This is a genomic window from Vibrio sp. ZF57 (assembly GCF_001691235.1).
GTDB classification, from domain to species: Bacteria; Pseudomonadota; Gammaproteobacteria; order Enterobacterales; family Vibrionaceae; genus Vibrio; species Vibrio crassostreae_C.
This window is the reverse complement of sequence record NZ_MAKD01000069.1, coordinates 11,468-33,607: the sequence shown is the minus strand read 5'-3', so window position 1 is coordinate 33,607 and position 22,140 is coordinate 11,468. Positions and strand designations below refer to the sequence as shown.

The following is a 22,140-nucleotide window of genomic DNA, read 5'->3' as shown; positions in this document are numbered from 1 at the left end:
CTGGTGTTTAGTGTCAGTGTATACGTCGAATTTAGTGTGAGGTTTTCCCTCATCTACTCGGGTCTGTTAACCTTATATAGTGTGGCGAACTTAAATCGCTGAGTGAGCTTATATAAACCAGCTAACTAGGGCGTTATTTGTCCGCCGTTAACATCTAGGATTTGACCTGTGATGTAACCGCTGCAAGCATGTGAGGCAAAGAAAGCAAAAGTAGGTGCTACTTCTTCAATACTGCCAAAGCGACCCATAGGGATATTGCTAGCAATGGTCGACTTTAGCTCATCGCTTTTGCCGTCATGAAATGCGGTGTCGATAGTGCCCGGTGAAACAATGTTGAAACGGATATTGTCTTTAGCAAATTCTTTTACCCAGTTCCGATGGATATCGTGTAACCAAGCTTTCGATGCGGCATATACACCAGCACCCACACCACCACCTTCACGAGCGGCAATCGAACCCGTGCTAATCACACAAGATGTTTGCCCGGACTCAGCAGCAGAGGCGCGTAAGTGCGGGATAGAGAACTTGGTTGTCATCAGCGCAGAGCGAACATTAAGGTTCATTACGCGCTCATAAAACTCATCATCGATATTTTCTAGATTGGCGCGACCACCAAGGCCACCGGCGTTGTTAATCAACACGTCCATGCCACCAAAATGATCAGTGAACTCTTTGACTAACCTTTCGCACTCTAATGTGTCCATTAGGTTTGCAGGAAAAAAGGCAACATCGCCACCCAGTGCGGTAAGTTCAGATAGAACGTCATCAACTTTTGGGCTAGAAGCACGACTATTGATACCAATTTTTGCACCATACTTTGCGAAAATACGTGCTGTAGCTAAGCCCATACCTGCAGTAGAGCCAGTAATTAGAATGCGTTTGCCTTTTAAATCGTTAAACATCACAGTCGCCTATATTGTAGATCATTCGCGTTAATAAATCATACAATAACACTTGCAGTATTCAAGGATAGTCATCTCAAAACTGATCATCAACGACATAAATAGTGAGAGTAAGAGTCGTTTTGTGAGTTTGCGCATACAAAAAACGGTGTAAATAAGAACCATTTGTATGAATAAATGTTTTTAATTAGTTTGATGAACTAAATACTTATAATATTCATAAAATCTTCGCTAGCCTATATCATTCGTGACCTCACGTTATTCTTATACTTAGTTGGTGCAGATATAAATCAGTGCTATAGTCCGAGTTAAATAATACATATCTAATAAGTAAGTAGACACATGGCTGGCTCTTTCAATTCGATTTCAGGCTCTAAGCGAAGCCTTCATGTGCAAGTTGCACGTGAAATCGCACGTGGTATTTTGTCGGGCAATTTGCCTCAAGGCTCTATCATTCCTGGTGAAATGGCTCTGTGTGAGCAATTTGGAATTAGTAGGACTGCATTAAGAGAAGCGGTTAAGCTTCTTACTTCAAAAGGCCTACTAGAATCTCGACCAAAGATCGGTACTCGCGTTGTTGACCGTGCGTTCTGGAACTTTTTAGACCCGCAATTGATCGAATGGATGGATGGTTTGGCAGATACAGACCAATTCTGTCATCAGTTTTTGGGCTTACGTCGCGCGATTGAACCAGAAGCATGTGCATTGGCTGCTCAGTTCGCGAGCGCTGAACAACGCATTGAACTGTCGGGCATTTTCCAACAGATGGTAGAAATATCAGGTGCTGAAGAGTTTAACCAAGACAGTTGGCTAGATATTGATATGAAATTCCATAGCCTCATCTTCAATGCAACAGGTAATGACTTTTACCTTCCATTTGGCAATATCTTAACGACAATGTTTGTTAACTTTATTTCTCATTCTTCAGAAGAGGGAAGTACGTGTATTAATGAACACCGTCAAATTTATGAAGCAATCATGGCGGGTAACAGTGATAAAGCACGCCAAGCTTCTGCAAGTCATCTATTAGATACTAACCACAGATTGCCAGTAGCAAGCTAGCTTAGTGTTTTGGGTGAGGTTTCAACTCTAAGGTCTTAGCCGTTTCTATCGAGCGTTGCTCTGGATACCTAGTGGAGTCAACCTAAAATTGCTGTTACTACAGACAGTTATCTATTGAAAGCACGTTTAATACGTGCTTTTTTTACATCCAAAATTGATGAAAACTTGACCGATGTCCAATATTTAGTCTTATGTGCGTTGTTTTGCTAAAACCGCTAGTAACCAGCATTGTTAGTTATATAATAATACTAATCAAATTAATGCGAGTGTGATTATATGCCTCAGTCTCTATTGCCAAATATTCTTCAGTTCATCGGTCAGATAGACCCTTTCGATAAGATCCCTAAAGAAGCGCTTCGTGACCTCGCTTTTAATGTTCAGATTACCTATCTAGCCAAAGGGGATGTCGTCGATCTATGCGAGTCAGGAAAAGAAAAGTCGCTCTATATCATTCGAACAGGATCTATGGAGCAAAGAAAATCGGACGGTGTGCTTCGTGCACGGTTAGGCAGTGAAGATCTGTTCGGCTTCACGTTCTTAGATTCTGAAGTTAATGATGATAAAGGCTATAGAGCTGTCGCAATTGAAAACACCTTACTTTATGTTATTCCACACTCGGCGCTTCAAACACTTTTCAAAGCTTTTCCAAGTTGTGCTGAGCATTTTGCTTCACAGGCCCAAGTTCGTTTGAAATCGGCACTGGATGTGGTTTGGTCAAACAAAGAGAAAGGCTTGTTCATTCGTAAGGTTGAAGAAGTCGCAAGCGGACAGGTGGCAATTGTTAAGTCCCAGCAAACCATCCAATCGGTCGCGGTTGAAATGCTTCATCAACGCTCACCCTGTGCTGTAATTTATGAGGATGAGTCGATTGTAGGCTTAATTACTGACCGAGATATGACTAAGCGAGTGATTGCCCACGGCGTGAGTACTGATAGCCTTATTTCTGAGGTGATGACGCATTCTCCTCTTACGGTTAAACCGGACGATTTAGTGCTACACGCCGCGTCTATTATGATGCAGTTTAATATTCGCAACTTGCCGGTTGTGAAAGAGAACAAAGTCATTGGGCTTCTTACCACGTCTCACTTGGTTCAAAACCACCGTGTTCAAGCCATTTTCTTGATTGAGAAAATCAAATACGCGGGCAGTGTGAAAACCATGTCTTCATTTACCTCGGAACGACAAGCTATATTTGAAGCGCTGGTGGAAGGTAAAGTTGCACCGGAAACAGTGGGTAAGGTAATGACCATGATTATGGATGCCTACACCCGCCGATTAATTCAGATAGCAATTGACAAGTTAGGCCCACCACCTTGTGACTTTTCTTGGATTGTTGCGGGTTCTCACGCTCGCAATGAAGTACACATGTTATCGGATCAAGACAGCGCGATTGTACTTTCTGACGATGCAACCGACAGTGACCGTATTTATTTCAAGCATTTAGCGATGATGGTAACAAATGGATTGGCAAGTTGTGACTATCCGTTATGCCCAGGAAAATTCATGGCTGCGACGCCAAAGTGGTGTCAGCCACTGGGTGTTTGGAAGCACTACTACAAGAAGTGGGTAGCAAACCCTGAATATGAGCGTCTACTCAATATCAGTGTTTTCCTTGAAATTCGCACTATTTACGGCAACAGTGAATTTGAGGGCATTCTTCGTGATGAGTTGCACTCCAATATTCGCAATAATCGAGAATTTTTGAGCACGTTGGTGAAAGATGCGGTGAACACTAATCCACCATTGGGCATTTTTAACAGCTTGGTGTTAGAGAAGTCGGGAGAGAACAAGAAAACGCTCAATGTGAAGAAATACGCGATTAACCTGATTATCGATCTCGCACGTATATACGGGCTAGCCGTTGAATGTGATTTGTCTGCAACCGACGAGCGTTTTGCAGCTGCGAACGAGAAAGGTATGCTCAGTGATGACGCGTTCAAGAACATTCTGGGTGCGTATCAGTTCATTTTATCTTTCCGATTTGGTCATCAACTTGAAGCTTTGAAGAATGGGGAGGTACCAGACAACAACATCAACCCTGATAGCTTTGGTAGCTTTGAACGTAAGCACTTGAAAGATGCCTTTAGGATCATAGCTGATCTCCAAGAGGCGGCGAAGATTCGTTTTGGAGCGCGCTAATGAGAGCATTGTTAAATTATTTTCATCCGCTTGAGCGAGTCAAGCGCAAGCGAAAGCAATACCTAAATACGGTTAAACTGCCTGAAGCATTACACGATCTTGTTGAACAGCCGTGTCCAGAGATGGCGGATTTGGCTAAAGATAGTGAGTATATTGTGTTAGATCTTGAAACGACGGGCTTAGACAGTGAACAAGATCTGATTTTATCGATGGGGTGGGTTGATGTGGTTAAGGGGCGAATTGATTTGGCATCTGCCAAGCATATCTACCTGAACAATGATTCTCAGATTAACGCTGAAACTGCGGTGATTAACCACATCACACCACAGATGCTGGAAGAGGGCGCATCTATTCATGATGCGATGCTCGCTTTCTTCGAAGCAGCGAAAGGCAAGATTATCGTCGCGCACGCGTGTGTAGTCGAAGAGAAGTTCATTAGCCAATACCTTCTTCGCTGCTACGGTTTAAGAGCGATTCCTCTGCTTTGGCTTGATACCTTGTGTATTGAGAAAAGCATGGAGAAAGCGATCAGTAATCATGAAGAGGTAGATTTAACTTTGGCAGGCACACGTGACAGGTATGGTCTTCCTGAGTATAACAGCCACAATGCGTTAGCTGATGCAGTTTCAACAGCGGAGCTATTTTTGGCTCAACAGAAACGAGTGGTTCCGAATGATGAAGTGACACTATCATTTTTATATAGGATCAGTCACTAGGGAAGCCATTTGTTCCCTTATTTGAATCATTGTTGACTGAACTGATTTGAAAGCATAAAAGCCAGCGATTATGCTGGCTTTTGTTTGGGTCTTAGAAAATTAGGCAGTTATCATCTTAGACTTTTCATATAGGGAACAGCTTAGAAGCTGTAAGTAATACCTACACGGCTACGTAGTTGACGGCTTGAGTCACACACCGTATCACTTGTACATTGAACGTTGCCAAATTCTACGTATGGGCGCCAGCTCCAATCTGCTTCTTTGTAGCCGATCTTCATGTTGTAGTCCCACTCGTACTCGCCGTTGTTACCCATTTTCCATTCGTCATTAAAGAAATCTTCTTTGTAGTTTGCTTCAAAGCCAAACTGCCAAGCGTTCCAGTTGTAATCGATATTACCCGTAATTTTACCGGCATTTAATGAGTCGTGTTGCTTACCATCAAGGCCTGTTGAAGTTTTACCTGATGCATAATTGCGGAACTCATGGCGGTAACGAAGTTTCGTTGTTACACCTGAATCAAATTTGTATTGAACACGTACTTGCGGTTTGTAAGTTACCGCTTCATCACCGAAAGTAATCGGCATTGAAGTTGTTACACGCCAGTTGTTATCGAATTTGAAGTGGTAGCCGTATTCAAATTCGTTATCACCACGTTGAAGTTCGCTTAGGTTACCATTGTGCTTCATTTCTACGCCGTAGTAATGATTACCTGTGCTACCACCAATTTTCACTCGACCAGCCCATTCTTCCGAATCGTGCTTGTACTCTTCACGAAAATCTAGTGATGCCGCAGACACGCTGCCTGCAAAAAGAGTTGCTAATACTGCAAGCGTTACTTTATTCGTTTTTATCATTTTATTGTTTCCACTGTATCTAAATAAAAAATGGTTAATAAAGGACCAACGTTGAGCCCTTTGTTGTATTGGGATTAAAGTTTTGGGTAAAGTCGTTCTACGTCGCGCTGAGCCCATATTTCCGCTAAGTTCTTTTTCATTGTGAACTTGCTAAAGTCTGTCTAAGTTGCCAGTTTCACCATTCAGGGTTTTCCCTAGCAACGCCGGCTTTTAGGTAAAGCGGAGTTATACGCTCAATGCGATGACGTTTGTTTTCGTGTGTAGGGTTACTCTTTCTTTTGAATTAAAATACTACAAATATGCTAGCGATTAGAATGGTGAGGTTCTGTGAATTAGATCGTGTTGTCATGATAAAACCACTATTTACAAAGGGTTACAAAGTTAGGGTTTGAATTAAGCCTTTGTTTTTTAATGGTTATTTTTCAGGTTATGTTGATTTTCTGAGTTTTGTCTATCAATAAATGTGCGCTACAGCAAAAAATTGAATCTTTAGTTGTCATTTTTATTTGTAATACATTATTATTTACTAACTTTATGTGGCAACTCATATCGTCAGTACGTTAAACAGGTGCACATGCATCTGTATGGTTTTAGGTAGTGATTCTGTCGGTTAGTTTTAAGTGACTACCGACGTGAATGGATGAACTTATGGTTCATAGCTGCATTGGGATGATGGTTTTAAGGCTAAGGCTTTGTTTAAAAGCGAAGATAGTTTAAAAGCGAAGATAGTCTAAAAGTTAACATACCTAAAAGTACGATGTATTTGCCGTGAGGGGATAAAAAGCCTCAATCAAAAAAGGTTTGAAGTGTAGTAGGCAAGGCAGTTACACAGCCTGCTATAGAGATCGGAGTTAGAACGATTGGATATAGTCGCTCTAAACTGATGAAAAAGAAGAAATCGTTGAAGTGCTTGCGAAAGCATTTTGATTATTGCTCCCAACTATTCTAATTATAACTTCTGCTTTCATCTAGAAAGGTAGGAGATGGTAGTCGAAGATCTACCCTTGCGCTCATGTTGATACAGGCAACATGAGCGTTTTTTTATTTTAAATTTGAGTAGAGAGTCGTGTGCGGCTCAATAAGCGTGTAAACCGCGGCTTAAGAATAGGCTTTTAGGTTGATGACAACACGCTCAAGTGAGTCTGTTACAGCATCAAAGCCACGAACATTCACGCTTAATCACATGAATGTTCGTTTTCCTTCTCTTCTCTTCTCTTGTCTCTTAGTTGCAGACGTGTAGCTGCAAACTTTAACAGCAGGCGTTTAGTTATATCAAAGAGCTCCGTGAGAGCTGTTCTTGAGGCTTAGCTTTCTGTAGGCATCCACACCTGTTTAGAGGTGACTTTGTGATCTTTAAAGGTCAGTTCTTCAACTTTGTCACCGTTAGTATTCCAGCGAGTAAGTTTTCCGTTCGCGACTTCACCTTCATCAAACTTCGCTTGGCTGGCCTTATTACCGTTCGGGTAGTAGTCCGTTACCAATCCATCTTTTTGTCCGTCGCTGTATTCAGCTGTCAAGCTTTGTTCCCCATTGGGATACCAGCGAGAGGCGGTGCCTGATAGTTCATTGTCTTTATAATTGAGTTCTGCTTTTTTCTGTCCGTTTGGATACCAGGTTTCAGCTTTGCCTTGCAGTTCACCTTTTACGTAATTCACTTTAGAAGCGACTTGGCCATTCGGATACCAGTTAGTTTCTAGCCCAAGTTCTAACCCATCGGCAAACTGAGCTTGGGTCGCGACTTGGCCGTTATCGAACTTCTCTTCAAATTGACCAGTGAAAGGTTTTGAATGGTTTACTTGGTAAGCCACGCCTTTACGCATCTGTAAGTAGTCAACAGCATCTTCACGCGGTGTTGCTGCATAGCTCATAGAAGATACCGTACTAAGAGCAATTAAGATTGGAACGTATTTCTTCATAATGACACCTTTTTATTGGACGGGGAAAGTGTAACGGGTGTGTTAAAAGCATTTCACTTCCGTGTATCCCTGTCAGTATCTAATAGTGGTTTTCAAGTTTTCATTATTGGCTGCCTAATATAGGGAACTTTCAAAAGCAAATTATCGATCTTATTTGTACTACAAATATATTGGTTTAATTCATTTTTATAAATTATATCTAACGATATTTTTGCTGCTCTTCTTTAAGCTTTGATCGTCAAGAATAATAGTTTTTAACGATGAATCTTCGATTTTTAGAGACTTTGTTCATGTTTTTTGGGGTTTTGGTCGAAATTTAGTGCGGATAACTGCACTGACTTGAGGAATTGCGCTCCTAGGTGGTGCAACTTTGAACTCGATCACTTGTATGATTAATTGAGTGTCAGACTGTAAGATCATTGTCACGCATTTGGATTATTGTAGTACAAATATACTTGCCATTTATTTATAGTGACCTCAACAAAAAAACATAAATAAAAGGTCTAACGATGGAACTCAATACCCTGATAGTTGGCATCTACTTCCTATTCTTAATTGCGATAGGGTGGATGTTTCGAACGTTTACAAGTACGACAAGTGATTACTTCCGTGGGGGAGGTAATATGCTGTGGTGGATGGTAGGTGCAACCGCATTTATGACCCAGTTCAGTGCTTGGACATTTACTGGTGCAGCAGGTAAAGCCTTTACCGATGGCTTTGCCGTAGCGATTATCTTCATCGCGAACGCATTCGGTTACCTAATGAACTACCTTTACTTCGCTCCGAAGTTCCGTCAACTGCGTGTTGTGACGGTAATTGAAGCGATTCGTATGCGTTTTGGTAAGGTGAATGAGCAAGTATTTACTTGGTCTGGTATGCCAAACAGCGTTATCTCTGCAGGTATTTGGTTGAATGGTCTAGCAATCATCGCATCGGGTATCTTCGGCTTTGATATGACAACGACGATTGTCCTAACGGGTCTGGTTGTACTAGTAATGTCAGTAACAGGCGGCTCTTGGGCGGTCATCGCATCTGACTTTATGCAGATGGTGATCATCATGGCGGTAACGGTGACGTGTGCTGTGGTTGCGATTTACCACGGTGGCGGCGTTACGCAGATCGTTAACGACTTCCCAACAGATTCATTCATTACGGGTGATAACCTGAACTACATGAGCATCTTCAGCATCTGGGCTGTGTTCATCTTCTTAAAGCAGTTCAGCATCACCAACAACATGCTTAACTCTTACCGCTACCTTGCTGCGAAAGATTCAAATAACGCACGTAAAGCAGCTCTACTTGCTTGTGTACTAATGACGCTTGGTCCAATCATCTGGTTCATGCCTTCTTGGTTCATGGCAGGTCAAGGTGTTGATTTAGCAGCAGCTTACCCAGAAGCTGGCAGCAAAGCCGCTGACTTCGCTTACCTTTACTTCGTTCAAGAATACATGCCTGCAGGTATGGTTGGCCTTCTGATTGCCGCTATGTTCGCAGCAACAATGTCTTCAATGGACTCAGGTCTAAACCGTAACTCAGGTATCTTCGTTAAGAACTTCTATGAGCCGATTCTTCGTCCTAAAGCGACAGAGAAAGAGCTAATGGTTGTTTCTAAACTAACGTCTACTTTCTTCGGCATCGCGATCATCTTGGTTGCTCTGTTCATCAACTCTCTTAAAGGTCTGAGCCTTTTCGACACCATGATGTACGTGGGCGCATTGATCGGCTTCCCAATGACGATTCCAGCATTCTGTGGCTTCTTCATCCGTAAAACACCGGATTGGGCAGGTTGGGGCACGCTAGTTGTAGGTGGTGTGGTTTCTTACTTCGTTGGTTTCGTTATCACTGCGGACATGATTCAAAACTGGTTCGGTCTAAATGAACTAACTGGCCGTGAGTGGGCTGACCTGAAAGTGGCTATCGGCCTTATCGGTCACATCATATTTACTGCTGGCTTCTTTATTCTTTCAACACTGTTCTACAAGCCTCTTGCTGAGCACCGTGAGAAAGACGTAGACAAGTTCTTCAACAACCTAGCGACGCCACTAGTTGCTGAAAGTAATGAACAGAAGAAATTGGATAACAAGCAACGTCGTATGTTGGGTTCACTTATCGCGGTAGCGGGTGTGGGCGTAATGACTATGTTCGTACTGCCAAACCCAATGTGGGGACGCATGGTATTCGTTCTGTGTGGCTTGATTGTGTTCTCTGTTGGTCTGTTACTTGTTAAAGCAGTCGATGACAAAGTCGAGCAACAAGACGAAGTGACTCCAGCCGAAGGCTAATTTAATACGCATCCTAAATAACATCACGGCCACCTGAACGGGTGGTCGTCATTTTTATAATCCAATATTTAACGTGAGATGTACGATGAACAAAAAACTATTATCGGTAAGCATTATTAGCGCGTTCACGCTCGCTTTTGCAACTGGCTGTACAACACAAGAAAAAACAGCGCCCGTAGTCAGTGTCGCTGAACAAGCTATTAGCGAAATCGACCGTAGTTACCTATTGAGCAGTGACCGCTTAACTGAGGTAGATGGCGACACTTTAGCCGTTGCTTCAGAAGAACAAGTGGCTGCGCTTAAAGCACAATTTGAAAACCTAAAAGATGGCGACGAACTGGTGATCCCTGCCGGTAAATACGCGAACTTAGGTCAAGTGACTATTACGGCGAATGACATCACTATCAAGGCCGAGCAAGCAGGATCTGCGTGGATCACTGGTTTGATTCAGTTTGAACTGAAAGGTGATGACATCACGCTTGATGGCTTGGTATTTACTGAGGGCGGCCCTAACGAGCGTTTTGGCGCAGTACGTATGATGGGTAATGGCAATACGCTTCAAAACTCAACGTTCTACTACTTCAACCACGATTACACGTACGAGCCAGACGAGCGTCGTTCTGAGTATCCAAAGTACCTATGGGTTTCTCTATGGGGTAAAGACGGCAAAGTCATCAACAACCGCTTCGAAGGTAAGCAAAAACGCGGCACTTTGATTGGCGTACAAAAAGATGACACAGCTGATAACCACCTGATCGCAAACAACATCTTCATGGATCAAAAGCCTAACCAATTCAACGAATTCGACATCAAAGAAGCGATTCGTTACAACGGCAACAGCTGGGAAGCGATCCGTATCGGTGATTCTAAAGCTTCACAGTGGGATTCAAGTTCTAAGTTCGTGAACAACCTAATGATCGATATGGATGGTGAGCGTGAGCTTATCTCGATTAAGTCGGGCGACAACACGATCTCAGGTAATACTATTTTCCAAAGCACCGCGCTTATTTCACTGCGTCACGGAAAAGGCAACACGGTTGAGAACAACATGATTCTTGGCAATGGAAAGCGCCTAACGGGCGGCGTCCGTATCTACGATGAAGACCATGTGATCCGCAATAACTACATTGCCAACACTCGAGGCCGCGATGGCTTGATTGAAGGCAACGCTGACCTACGTGGCGGTATTGTTATCAACACAGGCATCATCGACGTAGCGAATGGTGAGCAGCTAGATCAATCGGTGAAAGGCAAAGAGCTGAACAAGCAGTGGACACCGAAAAATATCACCATCGAGAACAACTCTCTAGTCGATACTGAGTGGGGCATTGTTTACGGCAACCAAAGTCACCGTGTAAGCCTGTTCAACAACGCAGAAGTGGAAGGCATTTATGCGGGTGTTGATGTGGCGTTTAAACACAATGTGGTTGATAACTCGCAGTCACCTGAGTTTGTAAGTGTACGTGCAACGCAAGACTTCCCATTAGTTGGCGCAACCTACACAGACGAAACTTACGTAGGTCAAGTAACGGATTCTGAACTGATCGAAGGCTACTCGGTTGAGCTACCAAAAGTCGTTGTAGAAAATGGCATTAACGCTTACCAAGGTGAAGGCGCAGACGTGTCTAAACTTGCGGTTGTGACAGCTGAAACAGCGGGTCCAGACTACGTGCTTGAGAATACGACTAAGTAATTTATTAGTTAATGGCTAATGGCTAAAGGTTAATGGCTTGAGCTACCAAATCAATTCACGATAGCTGTCCTGACCATAACACTTAAAAAGCCTCAACAGATAATGTCTGTTGAGGCTTTATCGATCTTAGGTCGTGATCATCTCAATCTTACGTCGAGACTACTGTGATTTATACTTATGCAGTAGATCCCAAGGGATATGACATAAGTGGTGATCTTCAGGGAAGTGACTTAAGTGATGCTGGTGGATGTCGTCGCTGGCAACATAATTGGTCAACGGCAACACCTCAACAGCGATACGGTCGGCATCATCTCTTGAAGAAATATAGTGCTTAGCTTCGGTTAAGTGTTCTGCATTAGTGCTGTATACACCTGTGCGGTATTTCTCTCCGACATCGACACCTTGTTTATTCAAGCTGTAAGGGTCGATAATCTCAAACAAGTGTTCCATCAAAATCGTGACTGACGTGATGTTTGGATCAAATTCAATTTGTACGCACTCCGCGTAGCCATTGTAATCGCTTTGTGTGCCGTCGCTTTGTGTTGTTTTGTTCTCTGTTGGCTGGGCGCTTCCATTAGCACGGCCTGCTTCTGTGCTGATAACACCAGGAACGTACTTAATAAATTCTTGTACACCCCACAAGCAGCCGCCAGCTAAATAAATTTGTTCCATACTTCTCTTTGAGCTCTCTGTGTTTGTTGATGTTCGTTAGGTACCCGAATCAATACGATGATACCCGTACGTATAAAAAAGCGTCTATAAAAATGAGCGCGCAAATAAAAACAAGCGTTTAGGCATTGTAAACCTGTGCGACTGAACAAACATAAGTTTAATATGATTTGTGATTATATAAGTCAGTATTGCTTTGTCATCAACTCGAATCTCAACATCAAGTGAGCGTTACTCTAAACATGTTTGATCAAATAAAAGACTTCATTAATCCGAGCAAGAACCCAGACTTGACTCAGGCTCATGAATATCAGCGCAAGCATCTTCCTACATTGTGGCTGTTGGGCAAAACGGGGGCGGGCAAGTCATCGTTTATTCAAGCGGTCACGGGCGACTCTTCTGTAGAAGTGGGCAATGGTTTTGCGCCTTGTACCATGACGGCGATGTCGTATGAGTTTCCGCAAGACAAACCCGTGATGAGGTTTCTTGATACCAGAGGACTCAGCGAAGCGAATTACGATGCGAAAGAGGATTTGGAAGAGATTGGTCAGGCAGGTAATGCGTTAGTCGTTGTAATGAAAGCCGACGAACCTGAACAATCCGCTGTGCTTACGGCTCTAAAACAGATTAAGAAACAGAAGAAGATTAAACACTTGTTGCTGCTTCATACGGCGGTGTTGTCTTCCAGTGAACCAGATCGAGCAAGGCAAATTCAGTTCAACACCAACCAAGTAGAGAAGGCTTGGGGTAAAGAGTTTGAATCGGTAGCGGTCGATTTCGAAACGGATGACAACGCTATGTCTAACAGCGAAGCGGTTTACAACTATGACATCTTGTTAGAAAAGCTGAGCAGTATTCTTCCGGTGATAGGAATGATGGTGCAAGACAAAGAACATTCCACGCAAGAAGAAGCCAACTTTGATCAAGTAGAAAACGAAGTGCTTTGGTATGCAGGAAGTGCCGCAGCGAGTGACCTGATTCCGGGTGTTGGTTTGGTGTCGGTACCTGCGATTCAAGCCAAAATGCTTCACAGCTTGGCCAATCAATATGGGGTCGAATGGAATAAGAGAGTCTTTAGTGAGTTGATAGGCACTCTGGGAAGCAGCTTTGCTTTGCAATACGGAATGAAGCTGGGCACTCGACAGTTGATAAAGCTGATTCCAGTTTATGGTCAAACGGTAGGTGCGGTGGCTGCAGCGGCAATGAGTTTCGGCACCTCTTATGGTTTAGGTCGCGCGGCTTGTTTTTACTTCTATCATAAGAACAAAGGTGAAGAAGTGTCTGAACAAGAGATGCAGAAGATCTACAAAGAATCTCTGAAAAAAGGAAAGGCGGCGTCGGGTTATGAAGAAAATTAGAAACCTATTTCGATTACTGGCGGTGCTATCGAGCGGACGCTGGGGCATTGCCCTGATTTCGGCGATCTTCCCAAGCATTATCATGATGGGTTTTGGTGTCTTCTTGGCGATCAAATACGGTTATCTACTCGAAATGTCGATTGCCATTGCCGTGAGTACCTTGGTGTTCACCATTCCTTTATTCATTTCTAGCCGTTCTTCAAGCCGCTCTTCAAATAAAGAGTCTTTCTCGAATAAAGAGAGTGGCGGCCTTGGCGAGGATACTGCTGAAGCTGAATCACAGCATAAAAAAGCTGATATCAACGATGCATTGGTTAAGGCTTCGGCTGATTGGTCTCAAAAAGAACTGTCGATCTGGAATGATTCAAAACACCATGTACGCCAACAATTAATGGTCGACATAGAGTGGGGTAACCTAGACCAAACCGGTTTAGAGGTACTTGAATTTGTTGCGAAAAAGTTTGATAAGAAATCACTCGATTTTTCGATTCCTGAAGGGCTAAAGCTGTTCGAAGAGGTCAGCCGACGCTACAAATTGGTAGTGCGAGAGCATATCCCCGGCATTGAGTATCTCAAGGTTTCTTACATCAAAGCGGGCTACGAAGCCTACGATAAATACGGTGAGCTAGGACAGAAGATCTTCAAAGCGGCTATTTGGGGTAACCACCTTAAAAACTTGTATTTGAATCCACTCAAGGTGATTTCTGATTTAGGACGAGAGCAAGCGACATCTTCAATGACAAGAGGTGTGGTTGATGACATGCAATACGCCGCCAAACAAGCCTTATTAGATGAAGTTGCGGCGGTGGCGATTGATCTCTATAGCGGACGTTTCAGCATTGAAGATGAAGCATTGAAAGCGTCCGATGTTTCTGAACTCGACGAACAACGCTTTGCTCCTGAATTAGAGCCTGTGCGAATCGTGCTGGTGGGGCAAACCAGTTCTGGTAAATCTTCACTTATCAATGCGCTTAAGCAAGAGTTGGTTGCCGAGGTCGATGTGCTGCCATCAACCGACACTTCAACCGTATACAACGCATTTGTCGACGACAATGATGTTCGCGTTGTTGATCTTCAGGGGCTTGATGGCAATCCTAAAACCGAAGCCTTAATGCTGAAAGAGATGACCCAAGCGGATGTGGTGCTATGGGTGCTTAAAGCCAATCAGTCTGCACGTGATTTGGATAAGCAATTGAAAGATAGATTTGATGCTTTCTATGACGATCCTAAGAACATCTCACGCAAGAAACCGATTGTGGTGTCGGTTGTGAATCAGGTAGACAGATTAAAGCCTGTAGACGATTGGCAGCCACCGTATGACTTAGAGAATCCAACATCGACCAAAGCGAAGATCATTGCTCAAGCGCTCGAATACAATCATATATTGCTGCAAACCGATATCGTGTTACCGCTGGCGATTGCGCCAGAAAAGGTACAGTTTGGTTTAGATACTTTAAGGCAGACGTTGATAGAGCGTATCGCTGACGCAAATAACGTTCAGAGAAACCGCCAACGTTTAGAAGCCATGAAAAGAGGCTCGTCGGTTAAAGGCCAACTGAATAAAGCAGTCAAAGTGGGTAAGAAGGTGGCACCCAGCGTATTGAAAGCGGCGACACCAAAACTGGCTGAAATGGCCATCAAGCAAGCCGTGAAGAAGAAGTAAGTCATTCACTGCGAATACGGTTCTGGTGAGGTTTGAGCCTCATCAGAATTTATCTTTTCTAGATCGGCGAGTTTTGGATCTTGGCTTTATTAGATGATGGCTTTTTTAGAAAACAGCTATCTTCGCCCCTTATTAGAGAGGTGTTGATTTCAAAAGAGATTTGATATTATTAAGGTTCTCGCTGAACTAGTTCAATAGCATATAAACAGCTGTGATTCACATTTTATATAACACGCTATCGTATTTAATCATCATTCTAAATATTGATCACATTTATACTTTTTTAAGCTGTATTTATAAAACAATTGCACTATATTTAAACTTCGGATCATCTTGATTTCAACGTAGGGATATATTGTGAACATGTATCTGAAATGGCAATCAACAACTTGGCTAACCTTGTTAGCTTGGTATACCTTAGATCACCAACTCTCGTTCCACCTTTCTTCAGAGTAGTACCCTCTAGGCGTCACGCGCCAGCAAAGCAGCGAGCTTTGTTTACCTATCAGCAGCTTTGATAACCTTTGAACGTATGAATGTCGCACTTATTATTCCGTGTGGGGTATTCGTTTTTTGTCGTTCTCGCTAATTATCTTAGCCTCTGTTTAGGTTTGATTAATAAGTCATTATTTAATTTGTTTATTTTCACTGTTAATTTTCTGTGTATCTTTATACGGAACTATTAATTTAATAGTGAGGACTCGTGACATCTAAAGAAAATACATTTCGACCTGATCGGAATGTATTGAAAGGTATTATTATGGAAAACTTCAAACATCTACCAGAACCGTTTCGTATTCGTGTTGTAGAGCCAGTCAAAAGAACAACTCGCGCCTATCGTGAACAAGCCATTGTCGACGCGGGCATGAACCCATTTTTGCTCGACAGTGATGATGTGTTTATCGACTTACTGACAGACAGCGGAACAGGATCTATCACTCAGCGTATGCAAGCCGCGATGTTAATGGGTGATGAAGCTTACAGTGGTAGCCGCAGTTACTACGCATTGTCGAATGCGGTTAAGGATATCTTCGGTTACGAGTTGACGATTCCAACACACCAAGGACGCGGTGCAGAGCAGATCTACATTCCGGTTCTTATTAAGAAGCGTGAAATGGAGAAAGGGCTCGATCGCAGCAAAATGGTCGCCTTGTCGAACTACTTCTTCGATACAACACAAGGCCACACTCAAGTGAATTGCTGTGTGGCGAAGAACGTTTATACCAAAGAAGCGTTCGATACCTCAGTGAACGCGGATTTCAAAGGCAACTTCGATGTGGTGAAGCTGGAAGAAGCGATCTTAGAAGCGGGCGCAGCCAATGTTCCCTACATTGTGAGCACCATTACTTGTAACTCTGCTGGTGGACAGCCAGTGTCTATCGCCAATCTAAAAGCCGTGTATGAAATCGCTCAGAAGTACGATATTCCTGTGATCATGGACTCGGCACGCTACGCAGAAAATGCCTACTTCATTCAACAACGTGAAGCGGGTTATCAGGATTGGACAATCGAACAGATCACGCGTGAGTCTTACAAATACGCGGATGGTTTAGCTATGTCTGCCAAGAAAGATGCCATGGTACAAATGGGCGGCTTGTTGTGCTTTAAAGACGACGCTTTCATGGATGTGTACACAGAGTGTCGAACCTTGTGTGTGGTGCAAGAGGGCTTCCCAACCTATGGTGGCTTAGAAGGTGGCGCGATGGAGCGTCTTGCGGTTGGCCTTTATGACGGCATGCGCCAAGATTGGTTAGAGTACCGTATTGGCCAGGTTCAATACCTTGTTGATGGCTTAGAAGCGATGGGCATCGTGTGCCAGCAAGCAGGCGGTCATGCTGCGTTTGTCGATGCGGGTAAATTGCTTCCTCATATTCCAGCTGGTCAGTTCCCAGCACATGCTTTGGCGTGTGAACTCTATAAAGTCGCGGGTATCAGAGCGGTTGAGATTGGTTCCTTGCTGCAAGGTCGCGACCCAGCAACCGGTGAACAACACCCATGTCCTGCTGAGTTGTTGCGCCTTACCATTCCTCGCGCGACCTACACACAAACGCACATGGACTTCATCATCGAAGCATTTGAAAAAGTGAAAGAGAATGCTGGGAAAGTGAAAGGGCTCGACTTTACCTACGAGCCACCGGTGTTAAGACACTTCACCGCGCGCTTGAAAGAGGTAGAGACCAGCGAGAAACAAACAGAAAAAAAGAACGAACAAACGCTCGAAGAAGCATTTTAAAATAAAAACATAAGCGAATAGTCACTAGAACCCTAATCAAAGGCTCCCTCGGGAGCCTTTTCTTTTTTTGGATGGTAGGGGAGTTAGGCAGTTAAGCCTTTAAGTAGTTAACCCGTTAAAAGCTGAACTACGCTTGTTTGTTTTTCAGGGTAGACTTCAACATTTGGAATAACCACTGATTCAAAGGTGCGTCTTTTTGCGAGCGGCGGCAGCTCATCACATAGCTCACATCTATGGTTCATGTTCGATTGTTAAAGTTACTCCAACAAAAACACAGATACCAAACGAACAAAGAATTAGAAATACAACGAGGTGATGTATGAACAAGTTAATCGCACTTGGATTGATGGCTTTATCTATGAACACGGCTTTCGCGGCTGACGGTACTTATGCGAGTACTCTCGATATGACGAGAAGCGAAGGTAATCAAGTAAAGGCTGAGCGTGTTGAATCTGATCCAGTGCTTGAAGGAAGAAATGACGCCGCTAATGGCGGAATAAAATTCCAAAAGAACGTTGATCAAGACCAAACGATCCAGCTTACAGGTCGTCGTGATTAACGTTAAAGATGTGCTTACCATTGTCATGAGAAATGCTGGGCCCTCGGGTGCAGCATTTTTCGTTATTGGGTTGTGGAGTATTTTATAAACTCTAGCGATCTAGCCTTGGCATGTTGTGTAACGTGTGGCATTTTGTTGTTCTCTAATTTAGATCGCTATTAGGTGTTGGTTAAGCATTACAAACCAGTAAGCGAACGCTCGAAAGGACTAGGAATGACTCAAAAAGAAACGGGAATGATTCGTCATATTCTACTGATTAAGTTTAAAGAAAACGCTGAGGCTTCAGAGGTTCAAAAACTAAAGATGTTGTTTGAAGCGATGCCAAACAAGGTTGAAGGGGTCACTTCAGTAGAATGGGGATTAAATGACAGCCCTGAAAACAAGAATCAAGGTTATACCCACTCGGTGTTAATGACGTTCGCCGATGAAGAAGGCCGTCAGAATTACCTTCCGCACCCTGAGCATGATGCGCTGAAAGATGTGTTTCGTCCGTTGCTAGACGACATTATCGTGTTTGATTACTCCCTGTAATTAGGTTCTGAGTAGGCCTCTTGTGTTTTACTTAGCTTCAATAATGAAGGGTTAGGGCCTAGCAATTAAGCCCTAACTCAATAAGAAACGACTTACTCTGTTGGCGAAATAGTGACTGGTGCAAACGATGCGACAGCATTCCCGCCTGCGCCCCAGCGGTAGCGAGGCCAGAAGATAACTGTCTGATTGGGGTAGTACGTCTGTTTGTCGTAGTCCAGATAAGGCATCTCAACGAGGTCTATCTGTGGTTCTAAACGACCTTTATGTCATCTACTGTTTACGCTCATTTTTATTCCGTTAACCTGCCAATAGGCAGTAAAGTTAACGCAAAGCGTGAATAAGAATGGCATTACTTTTAAATAATGCCGTTGTGCCACGGTTAAGCTCTAGTCAATTTGATAGCCACTTCTGATTCCAGTTCACTTAATGGTCGAGGTTTACTGAAGTAATAACCTTGCAGCAGATCTATCCCCAGTCCGTTTAGGCGTTGGTTATGATCAGCAGTTTCCACCCCTTCAGCTACAACACGATAGCCCAAGCTTTTACCCATCATGATCATAGTGTTGACGAAGTCTAAGTTGGTCTGCCCTTGAGTTATGTCAGAGATAAATGAACGGTCGATCTTTACTTCACTTAGTGGAAGTTGCTTTAGTAGAGATAGAGAAGAGAATCCCGTGCCAAAATCGTCAAGAGAGATAGAAATTCCTACATCGTGTAGTTCTTTAAGTGAGTTTATGCATAACTCGTAATCGACAATTGCTGCTGACTCGGTTATCTCAATACAGAATAACGTCAAAGGAAGCTGGTATTGGCGAATAGTTCGAATGATTTCTTGAGCGAAGTGAGGCTGTATCAGCTGTTTTGCACTGATATTAATGGAAATATGGCTCATGGTTTGTAGCCATTCAGATCCTTCAACATCCTTACAAACTCGATGAATGATACATTCACCAAGCTTGCTGATTAGGCCAGCTGATTCAGCAACCTCGATAAACTGGTCAGGAGGGACATCCCCCAATGTTGGAGATTCCCATCTTGCTAGTGCTTCAACAGCAGTAATCTTTTCATCTTGCCCACAATATTGAGGTTGGTAGTGCACCTTTATTTCTTGTTGAGCGATGGCACGACTGAGTTGGTGCTCTATTTCGATTATGTTTTCCGTCTCTTTTGCCATTGACCTTTGAAAGTTGAGATAGCTTTGTCCTCCCAGCTTTTTAGCTTGATACATGGCAATGTCGGCCTGCTTAATTAATTCTTCGGCACTTACGCCATCATAAGGATACATAGCGATGCCTAGGCTTCCTTGGCTGATAATCTCAATATCATCAACGATCAATGGGTTTTGAACGGCATTTAAAATCTGCGTGGCGAGTGCGTTGATGTCTGCTTCGGAACTGACATTACACAAAAACAAGAATTCGTCACCTCCCAAACGTGCGACAAGGTGTTCACTTGATAGCACGTTCTGAATATGTTTGGTCACGTGGCAAAGAAGTGCATCACCGACGTGATGACCAAAAGAGTCGTTGATAATCTTAAAACGGTTAAGATCCATCAACATGACCGCGCGTTTTTGGTTAGGTCGATTCACAATGTGTTGCGCGATGCTTTCCATTATTTTCCGGCGATTAGCGATGCCAGTAAGCGCATCATAATACGCCATGTGTTGAATCTTTTCCGCATCTTCTCGCTCTTGAGTTACATCCGTCATTGAGCCAATGAAGCGCACAGCCTGCCCTTCTGCATTATGAACCGCTGAGCCATTGGCATGAACCCAGATATATCCGCGATGTTGCGTCTTCATCCTGAATTCACATTTGAACGGTACTTCTTCGTTTAAGTGGTTATGAATGGCGGACTCGAGAAGTTCTAAGTCTTCTGAGTGTATATATTGGAACAGATGGTCACATCCTAACTTACGATCAGAAAAGGTATCTTGAAAGCCAATCATTTTGGTTAACCGACTGTTCCAGACAAGATTATTGGTTAGTAAGTCCCAATCCCAGATACCATCGTTTGAGCTGTTAGATACTACTTTGAGCTGTTGCAACAACTGTTGGGAGTTCTTCTGACGATTGTTACTTGTATTGATAAGCTCGTCGCGCTCGATGAACAGTGCGAGCATATCTAAATAATTGTTGAATACCGATTGTGTACCGATATCTTGGTGATCTTGCAATGAATCAACAACAGCGACGAGCTTCCAGTGATCTTCTTGCCCTGAGTTGATAGGAAGAATGGAAGCAACGAAATGATCATAGCGTTCGAAAAATGGGAAATTGCGAATATCGTCTTGAATATCTGTTTGTTGCGGTAGGGTAGTTGGCTGAGTCATGCCTTTTTCTACCCATTTCCTAATAGTGTATTGCTCCGAATTACACTCAGCGAGACAGGCCCAGTCAAGATTGTTTCCGTAAAGGCTTTGAGCATCTCTAATTGAGTCAAAACCTCCTTGTGCTTGTGAATAGAAATTTTCGAATATCTCAGCGGGAGAACGCCCTTGCACATTTAAGAGGATTTGGCGAGTTGAGTTGATATCTTCTTTATGTTCGAGATCTGGGTTTGTGTTACCGCAAGACTGATGAACGATGAGCTTTTGCGGGACACTATTATTGGCATTATTAAAAGGCTTCCCAGAAATACGTTCCAACACGCGGTGAAATACTTGCGTCGCTAGAAGCTCAAGCTGTTGGTCTACTGTTGTTAACTTGGGATTGAATTGTTGACCGACGAAAATATTATCAATGCCTACGATGGCGACATCGTCAGGTACCGAGATATTGCTGTGAGACAGTTGCTCCATCATACCTACAGCATTGTGGTCAGTTGCGCAGATAACCGCAGTGCATTTGGATTTACGCTGTATAAATTCTATTGCGGCTTCTCGTCCCCCCAGATAGAGAACAATTCGACACGCGGAAGAAATGGCGTTGGTTGAATGAGCCTTTATGATCAATCACCGTGCGTTGATACGCTTTGAAGCGAGACCTGATATCATTAACAGTGAGATCGCCACAAAAGCCGATTTCTTCGTGTCCTTGACTTTGTAACCATTCATAGAGCTTAGTGACACCATCGCTTTGCACACTATAATACTGCTCAACGGGCAGCGGCGCATAGCTTGCTCCAATAGAAATGACTGGAATGTTTGCGTTTATAGCTTCTTCGATCAACTTTACTGTCGCTGCATGGAGAACGACCACAAGGGCATCGAGATGATTAAAATATATAGGAAGTTTAAAATCTCTTCGCTCACCCGAGCGGATGAAGATCAGATTGACTTTATGGTTTTTCGCAAGCCTTCTAAGGGTTGCATTTAGCTCGCCCATGTAGAAGCCACTGAGCATAGGCAGCACAATGCCAACGGTAGGACGTTTTTTAGATGTAACAATAGTCATGTTATTAGCCGGTCGAAAGTTGTGTTGTGTAGAACTGTTTTCGGGGGAGAATAGGTATCTTTTTATTATTTCTTCCATGCTCTACTAAGCGAGCTTGAAAATAAACTTACGGCAAAAGGAAATGCAAAACCACGCACAATCCGAGTAAGTCTAACTCATATATTT

Annotated in this window: 16 protein-coding genes and 2 pseudogenes; 10 read left to right on the top strand and 8 right to left on the bottom strand. The window is 43.3% G+C overall.

Annotated features, from left to right (window positions below; genetic code table 11):
• Positions 1–125 precede the first annotated feature (125 nt).
• Positions 126–902 carry an SDR family oxidoreductase gene (locus tag A6D97_RS07725; RefSeq protein ID WP_065584137.1) on the bottom strand — a complete coding sequence of 259 codons (777 nt, stop codon included), beginning with the start codon at positions 900–902 and terminating at the stop codon, positions 126–128.
• 342 nt (positions 903–1,244) lie between these two features.
• On the opposite strand from A6D97_RS07725, the gene A6D97_RS07720 reads away from it, so the two are divergent.
• The 3 genes from A6D97_RS07720 (at position 1,245) to A6D97_RS07710 (ending at position 4,819) form a co-directional block, all read left to right on the top strand.
• Positions 1,245–1,964, top strand: coding sequence for a FadR/GntR family transcriptional regulator (locus A6D97_RS07720; RefSeq protein WP_010438385.1), 720 nt, complete (start codon positions 1,245–1,247; stop codon positions 1,962–1,964).
• A gap of 276 nt (positions 1,965–2,240) precedes the next feature.
• Positions 2,241–4,103, top strand: coding sequence for a DUF294 nucleotidyltransferase-like domain-containing protein (locus A6D97_RS07715; RefSeq protein WP_010438388.1), 1,863 nt, complete (start codon positions 2,241–2,243; stop codon positions 4,101–4,103).
• On the top strand, positions 4,103–4,819 hold the full coding sequence (locus tag A6D97_RS07710; protein ID WP_065584136.1) for a 3'-5' exonuclease: 717 nt from the start codon (positions 4,103–4,105) through the stop codon (positions 4,817–4,819). Before A6D97_RS07715 ends, A6D97_RS07710 begins: the two co-directional genes overlap by 1 nt.
• A 140-nt stretch (positions 4,820–4,959) precedes the next feature.
• On the opposite strand, the gene A6D97_RS07705 is transcribed toward A6D97_RS07710, so the two are convergent.
• Together A6D97_RS07705 and A6D97_RS07700 are read right to left on the bottom strand one after the other, a co-directional pair.
• The gene (locus A6D97_RS07705) at positions 4,960–5,673 is read right to left on the bottom strand and encodes an oligogalacturonate-specific porin KdgM family protein (protein WP_017067076.1); all 714 of its coding nucleotides are present in this window, start codon (positions 5,671–5,673) and stop codon (positions 4,960–4,962) included.
• A 1,304-nt stretch (positions 5,674–6,977) separates the two neighbouring features.
• Positions 6,978–7,589, bottom strand: coding sequence for a toxin-antitoxin system YwqK family antitoxin (locus A6D97_RS07700; protein ID WP_017061462.1), 612 nt, complete (start codon positions 7,587–7,589; stop codon positions 6,978–6,980).
• Between the two features lie 509 nt (positions 7,590–8,098).
• Here A6D97_RS07700 and A6D97_RS07695 point away from each other — a divergent pair.
• Together A6D97_RS07695 and A6D97_RS07690 are read left to right on the top strand one after the other, a co-directional pair.
• Positions 8,099–9,871: a transporter gene (locus A6D97_RS07695; RefSeq protein WP_017063630.1), complete on the top strand. Its 1,773-nt coding sequence runs from the start codon at positions 8,099–8,101 to the stop codon at positions 9,869–9,871.
• Positions 9,872–9,956: 85 nt separating this feature from the next.
• Entirely contained in the window at positions 9,957–11,564 is a 1,608-nt protein-coding gene (locus tag A6D97_RS07690; protein WP_065584135.1) for a polysaccharide lyase 6 family protein, read from the top strand.
• A gap of 159 nt (positions 11,565–11,723) precedes the next feature.
• On the opposite strand, the gene A6D97_RS07685 is transcribed toward A6D97_RS07690, so the two are convergent.
• The gene (locus A6D97_RS07685; protein ID WP_017063632.1) at positions 11,724–12,236 is read right to left on the bottom strand and encodes a peptide-methionine (S)-S-oxide reductase; all 513 of its coding nucleotides are present in this window, start codon (positions 12,234–12,236) and stop codon (positions 11,724–11,726) included.
• A gap of 239 nt (positions 12,237–12,475) precedes the next feature.
• Here A6D97_RS07685 and A6D97_RS07680 point away from each other — a divergent pair, with 239 nt between their 5' ends.
• The 3 genes from A6D97_RS07680 to tnaA all read left to right on the top strand — a co-directional run bounded on the left by A6D97_RS07680 (position 12,476) and on the right by tnaA (position 17,487).
• The gene (locus A6D97_RS07680; RefSeq protein WP_065584134.1) at positions 12,476–13,591 is read left to right on the top strand and encodes a GTPase; all 1,116 of its coding nucleotides are present in this window, start codon (positions 12,476–12,478) and stop codon (positions 13,589–13,591) included.
• The gene (locus A6D97_RS07675; protein ID WP_065584133.1) at positions 13,578–15,254 is read left to right on the top strand and encodes a GTPase; all 1,677 of its coding nucleotides are present in this window, start codon (positions 13,578–13,580) and stop codon (positions 15,252–15,254) included. The genes A6D97_RS07680 and A6D97_RS07675 overlap by 14 nt, the downstream gene beginning before the upstream one ends.
• A 760-nt stretch (positions 15,255–16,014) precedes the next feature.
• Positions 16,015–17,487 (top strand): tryptophanase, encoded by a 1,473-nt coding sequence (gene tnaA, locus A6D97_RS07670; RefSeq protein ID WP_065584132.1) that lies wholly within the window; start codon positions 16,015–16,017, stop codon positions 17,485–17,487.
• A gap of 127 nt (positions 17,488–17,614) precedes the next feature.
• Here tnaA and A6D97_RS21795 read toward each other — a convergent pair.
• Positions 17,615–17,725: pseudogene (locus tag A6D97_RS21795) on the bottom strand (LysR family transcriptional regulator); the annotation flags it as partial.
• A gap of 81 nt (positions 17,726–17,806) precedes the next feature.
• Here A6D97_RS21795 and A6D97_RS07665 point away from each other — a divergent pair.
• Both A6D97_RS07665 and A6D97_RS07660 read left to right on the top strand, forming a co-directional pair.
• Positions 17,807–18,046 carry a hypothetical protein gene (locus A6D97_RS07665; RefSeq protein ID WP_017070645.1) on the top strand — a complete coding sequence of 80 codons (240 nt, stop codon included), beginning with the start codon at positions 17,807–17,809 and terminating at the stop codon, positions 18,044–18,046.
• Between the two features lie 213 nt (positions 18,047–18,259).
• Positions 18,260–18,577, top strand: coding sequence for a Dabb family protein (locus tag A6D97_RS07660; protein ID WP_083190218.1), 318 nt, complete (start codon positions 18,260–18,262; stop codon positions 18,575–18,577).
• Positions 18,578–18,669: 92 nt separating this feature from the next.
• Here A6D97_RS07660 and A6D97_RS21485 read toward each other — a convergent pair.
• The 3 genes and pseudogenes from A6D97_RS21485 to A6D97_RS22180 form a co-directional block, all read right to left on the bottom strand.
• Positions 18,670–18,834, bottom strand: a pseudogene (locus A6D97_RS21485) (DUF3103 family protein); the annotation flags it as partial.
• 122 nt (positions 18,835–18,956) lie between these two features.
• Positions 18,957–21,533: an EAL domain-containing protein gene (locus tag A6D97_RS07655; protein ID WP_240492695.1), complete on the bottom strand. Its 2,577-nt coding sequence runs from the start codon at positions 21,531–21,533 to the stop codon at positions 18,957–18,959.
• On the bottom strand, positions 21,433–21,975 hold the full coding sequence (locus A6D97_RS22180) for a hypothetical protein (RefSeq protein WP_240492694.1): 543 nt from the start codon (positions 21,973–21,975) through the stop codon (positions 21,433–21,435). Before A6D97_RS22180 ends, A6D97_RS07655 begins: the two co-directional genes overlap by 101 nt.
• Positions 21,976–22,140 lie beyond the last annotated feature (165 nt).

Coding starts and splice junctions, on each gene's coding strand:
- A6D97_RS07725 (WP_065584137.1), bottom strand. CDS start 902: ATGTTTAACGATTTAAAAGGCAAACGCATTCTAATTACTGGCTCTACT.
- A6D97_RS07720 (WP_010438385.1), top strand. CDS start 1,245: ATGGCTGGCTCTTTCAATTCGATTTCAGGCTCTAAGCGAAGCCTTCAT.
- A6D97_RS07715 (WP_010438388.1), top strand. CDS start 2,241: ATGCCTCAGTCTCTATTGCCAAATATTCTTCAGTTCATCGGTCAGATA.
- A6D97_RS07710 (WP_065584136.1), top strand. CDS start 4,103: ATGAGAGCATTGTTAAATTATTTTCATCCGCTTGAGCGAGTCAAGCGC.
- A6D97_RS07705 (WP_017067076.1), bottom strand. CDS start 5,673: ATGATAAAAACGAATAAAGTAACGCTTGCAGTATTAGCAACTCTTTTT.
- A6D97_RS07700 (WP_017061462.1), bottom strand. CDS start 7,589: ATGAAGAAATACGTTCCAATCTTAATTGCTCTTAGTACGGTATCTTCT.
- A6D97_RS07695 (WP_017063630.1), top strand. CDS start 8,099: ATGGAACTCAATACCCTGATAGTTGGCATCTACTTCCTATTCTTAATT.
- A6D97_RS07690 (WP_065584135.1), top strand. CDS start 9,957: ATGAACAAAAAACTATTATCGGTAAGCATTATTAGCGCGTTCACGCTC.
- A6D97_RS07685 (WP_017063632.1), bottom strand. CDS start 12,236: ATGGAACAAATTTATTTAGCTGGCGGCTGCTTGTGGGGTGTACAAGAA.
- A6D97_RS07680 (WP_065584134.1), top strand. CDS start 12,476: ATGTTTGATCAAATAAAAGACTTCATTAATCCGAGCAAGAACCCAGAC.
- A6D97_RS07675 (WP_065584133.1), top strand. CDS start 13,578: ATGAAGAAAATTAGAAACCTATTTCGATTACTGGCGGTGCTATCGAGC.
- tnaA (WP_065584132.1), top strand. CDS start 16,015: ATGGAAAACTTCAAACATCTACCAGAACCGTTTCGTATTCGTGTTGTA.
- A6D97_RS07665 (WP_017070645.1), top strand. CDS start 17,807: ATGAACAAGTTAATCGCACTTGGATTGATGGCTTTATCTATGAACACG.
- A6D97_RS07660 (WP_083190218.1), top strand. CDS start 18,260: ATGACTCAAAAAGAAACGGGAATGATTCGTCATATTCTACTGATTAAG.
- A6D97_RS22180 (WP_240492694.1), bottom strand. CDS start 21,975: ATGACTATTGTTACATCTAAAAAACGTCCTACCGTTGGCATTGTGCTG.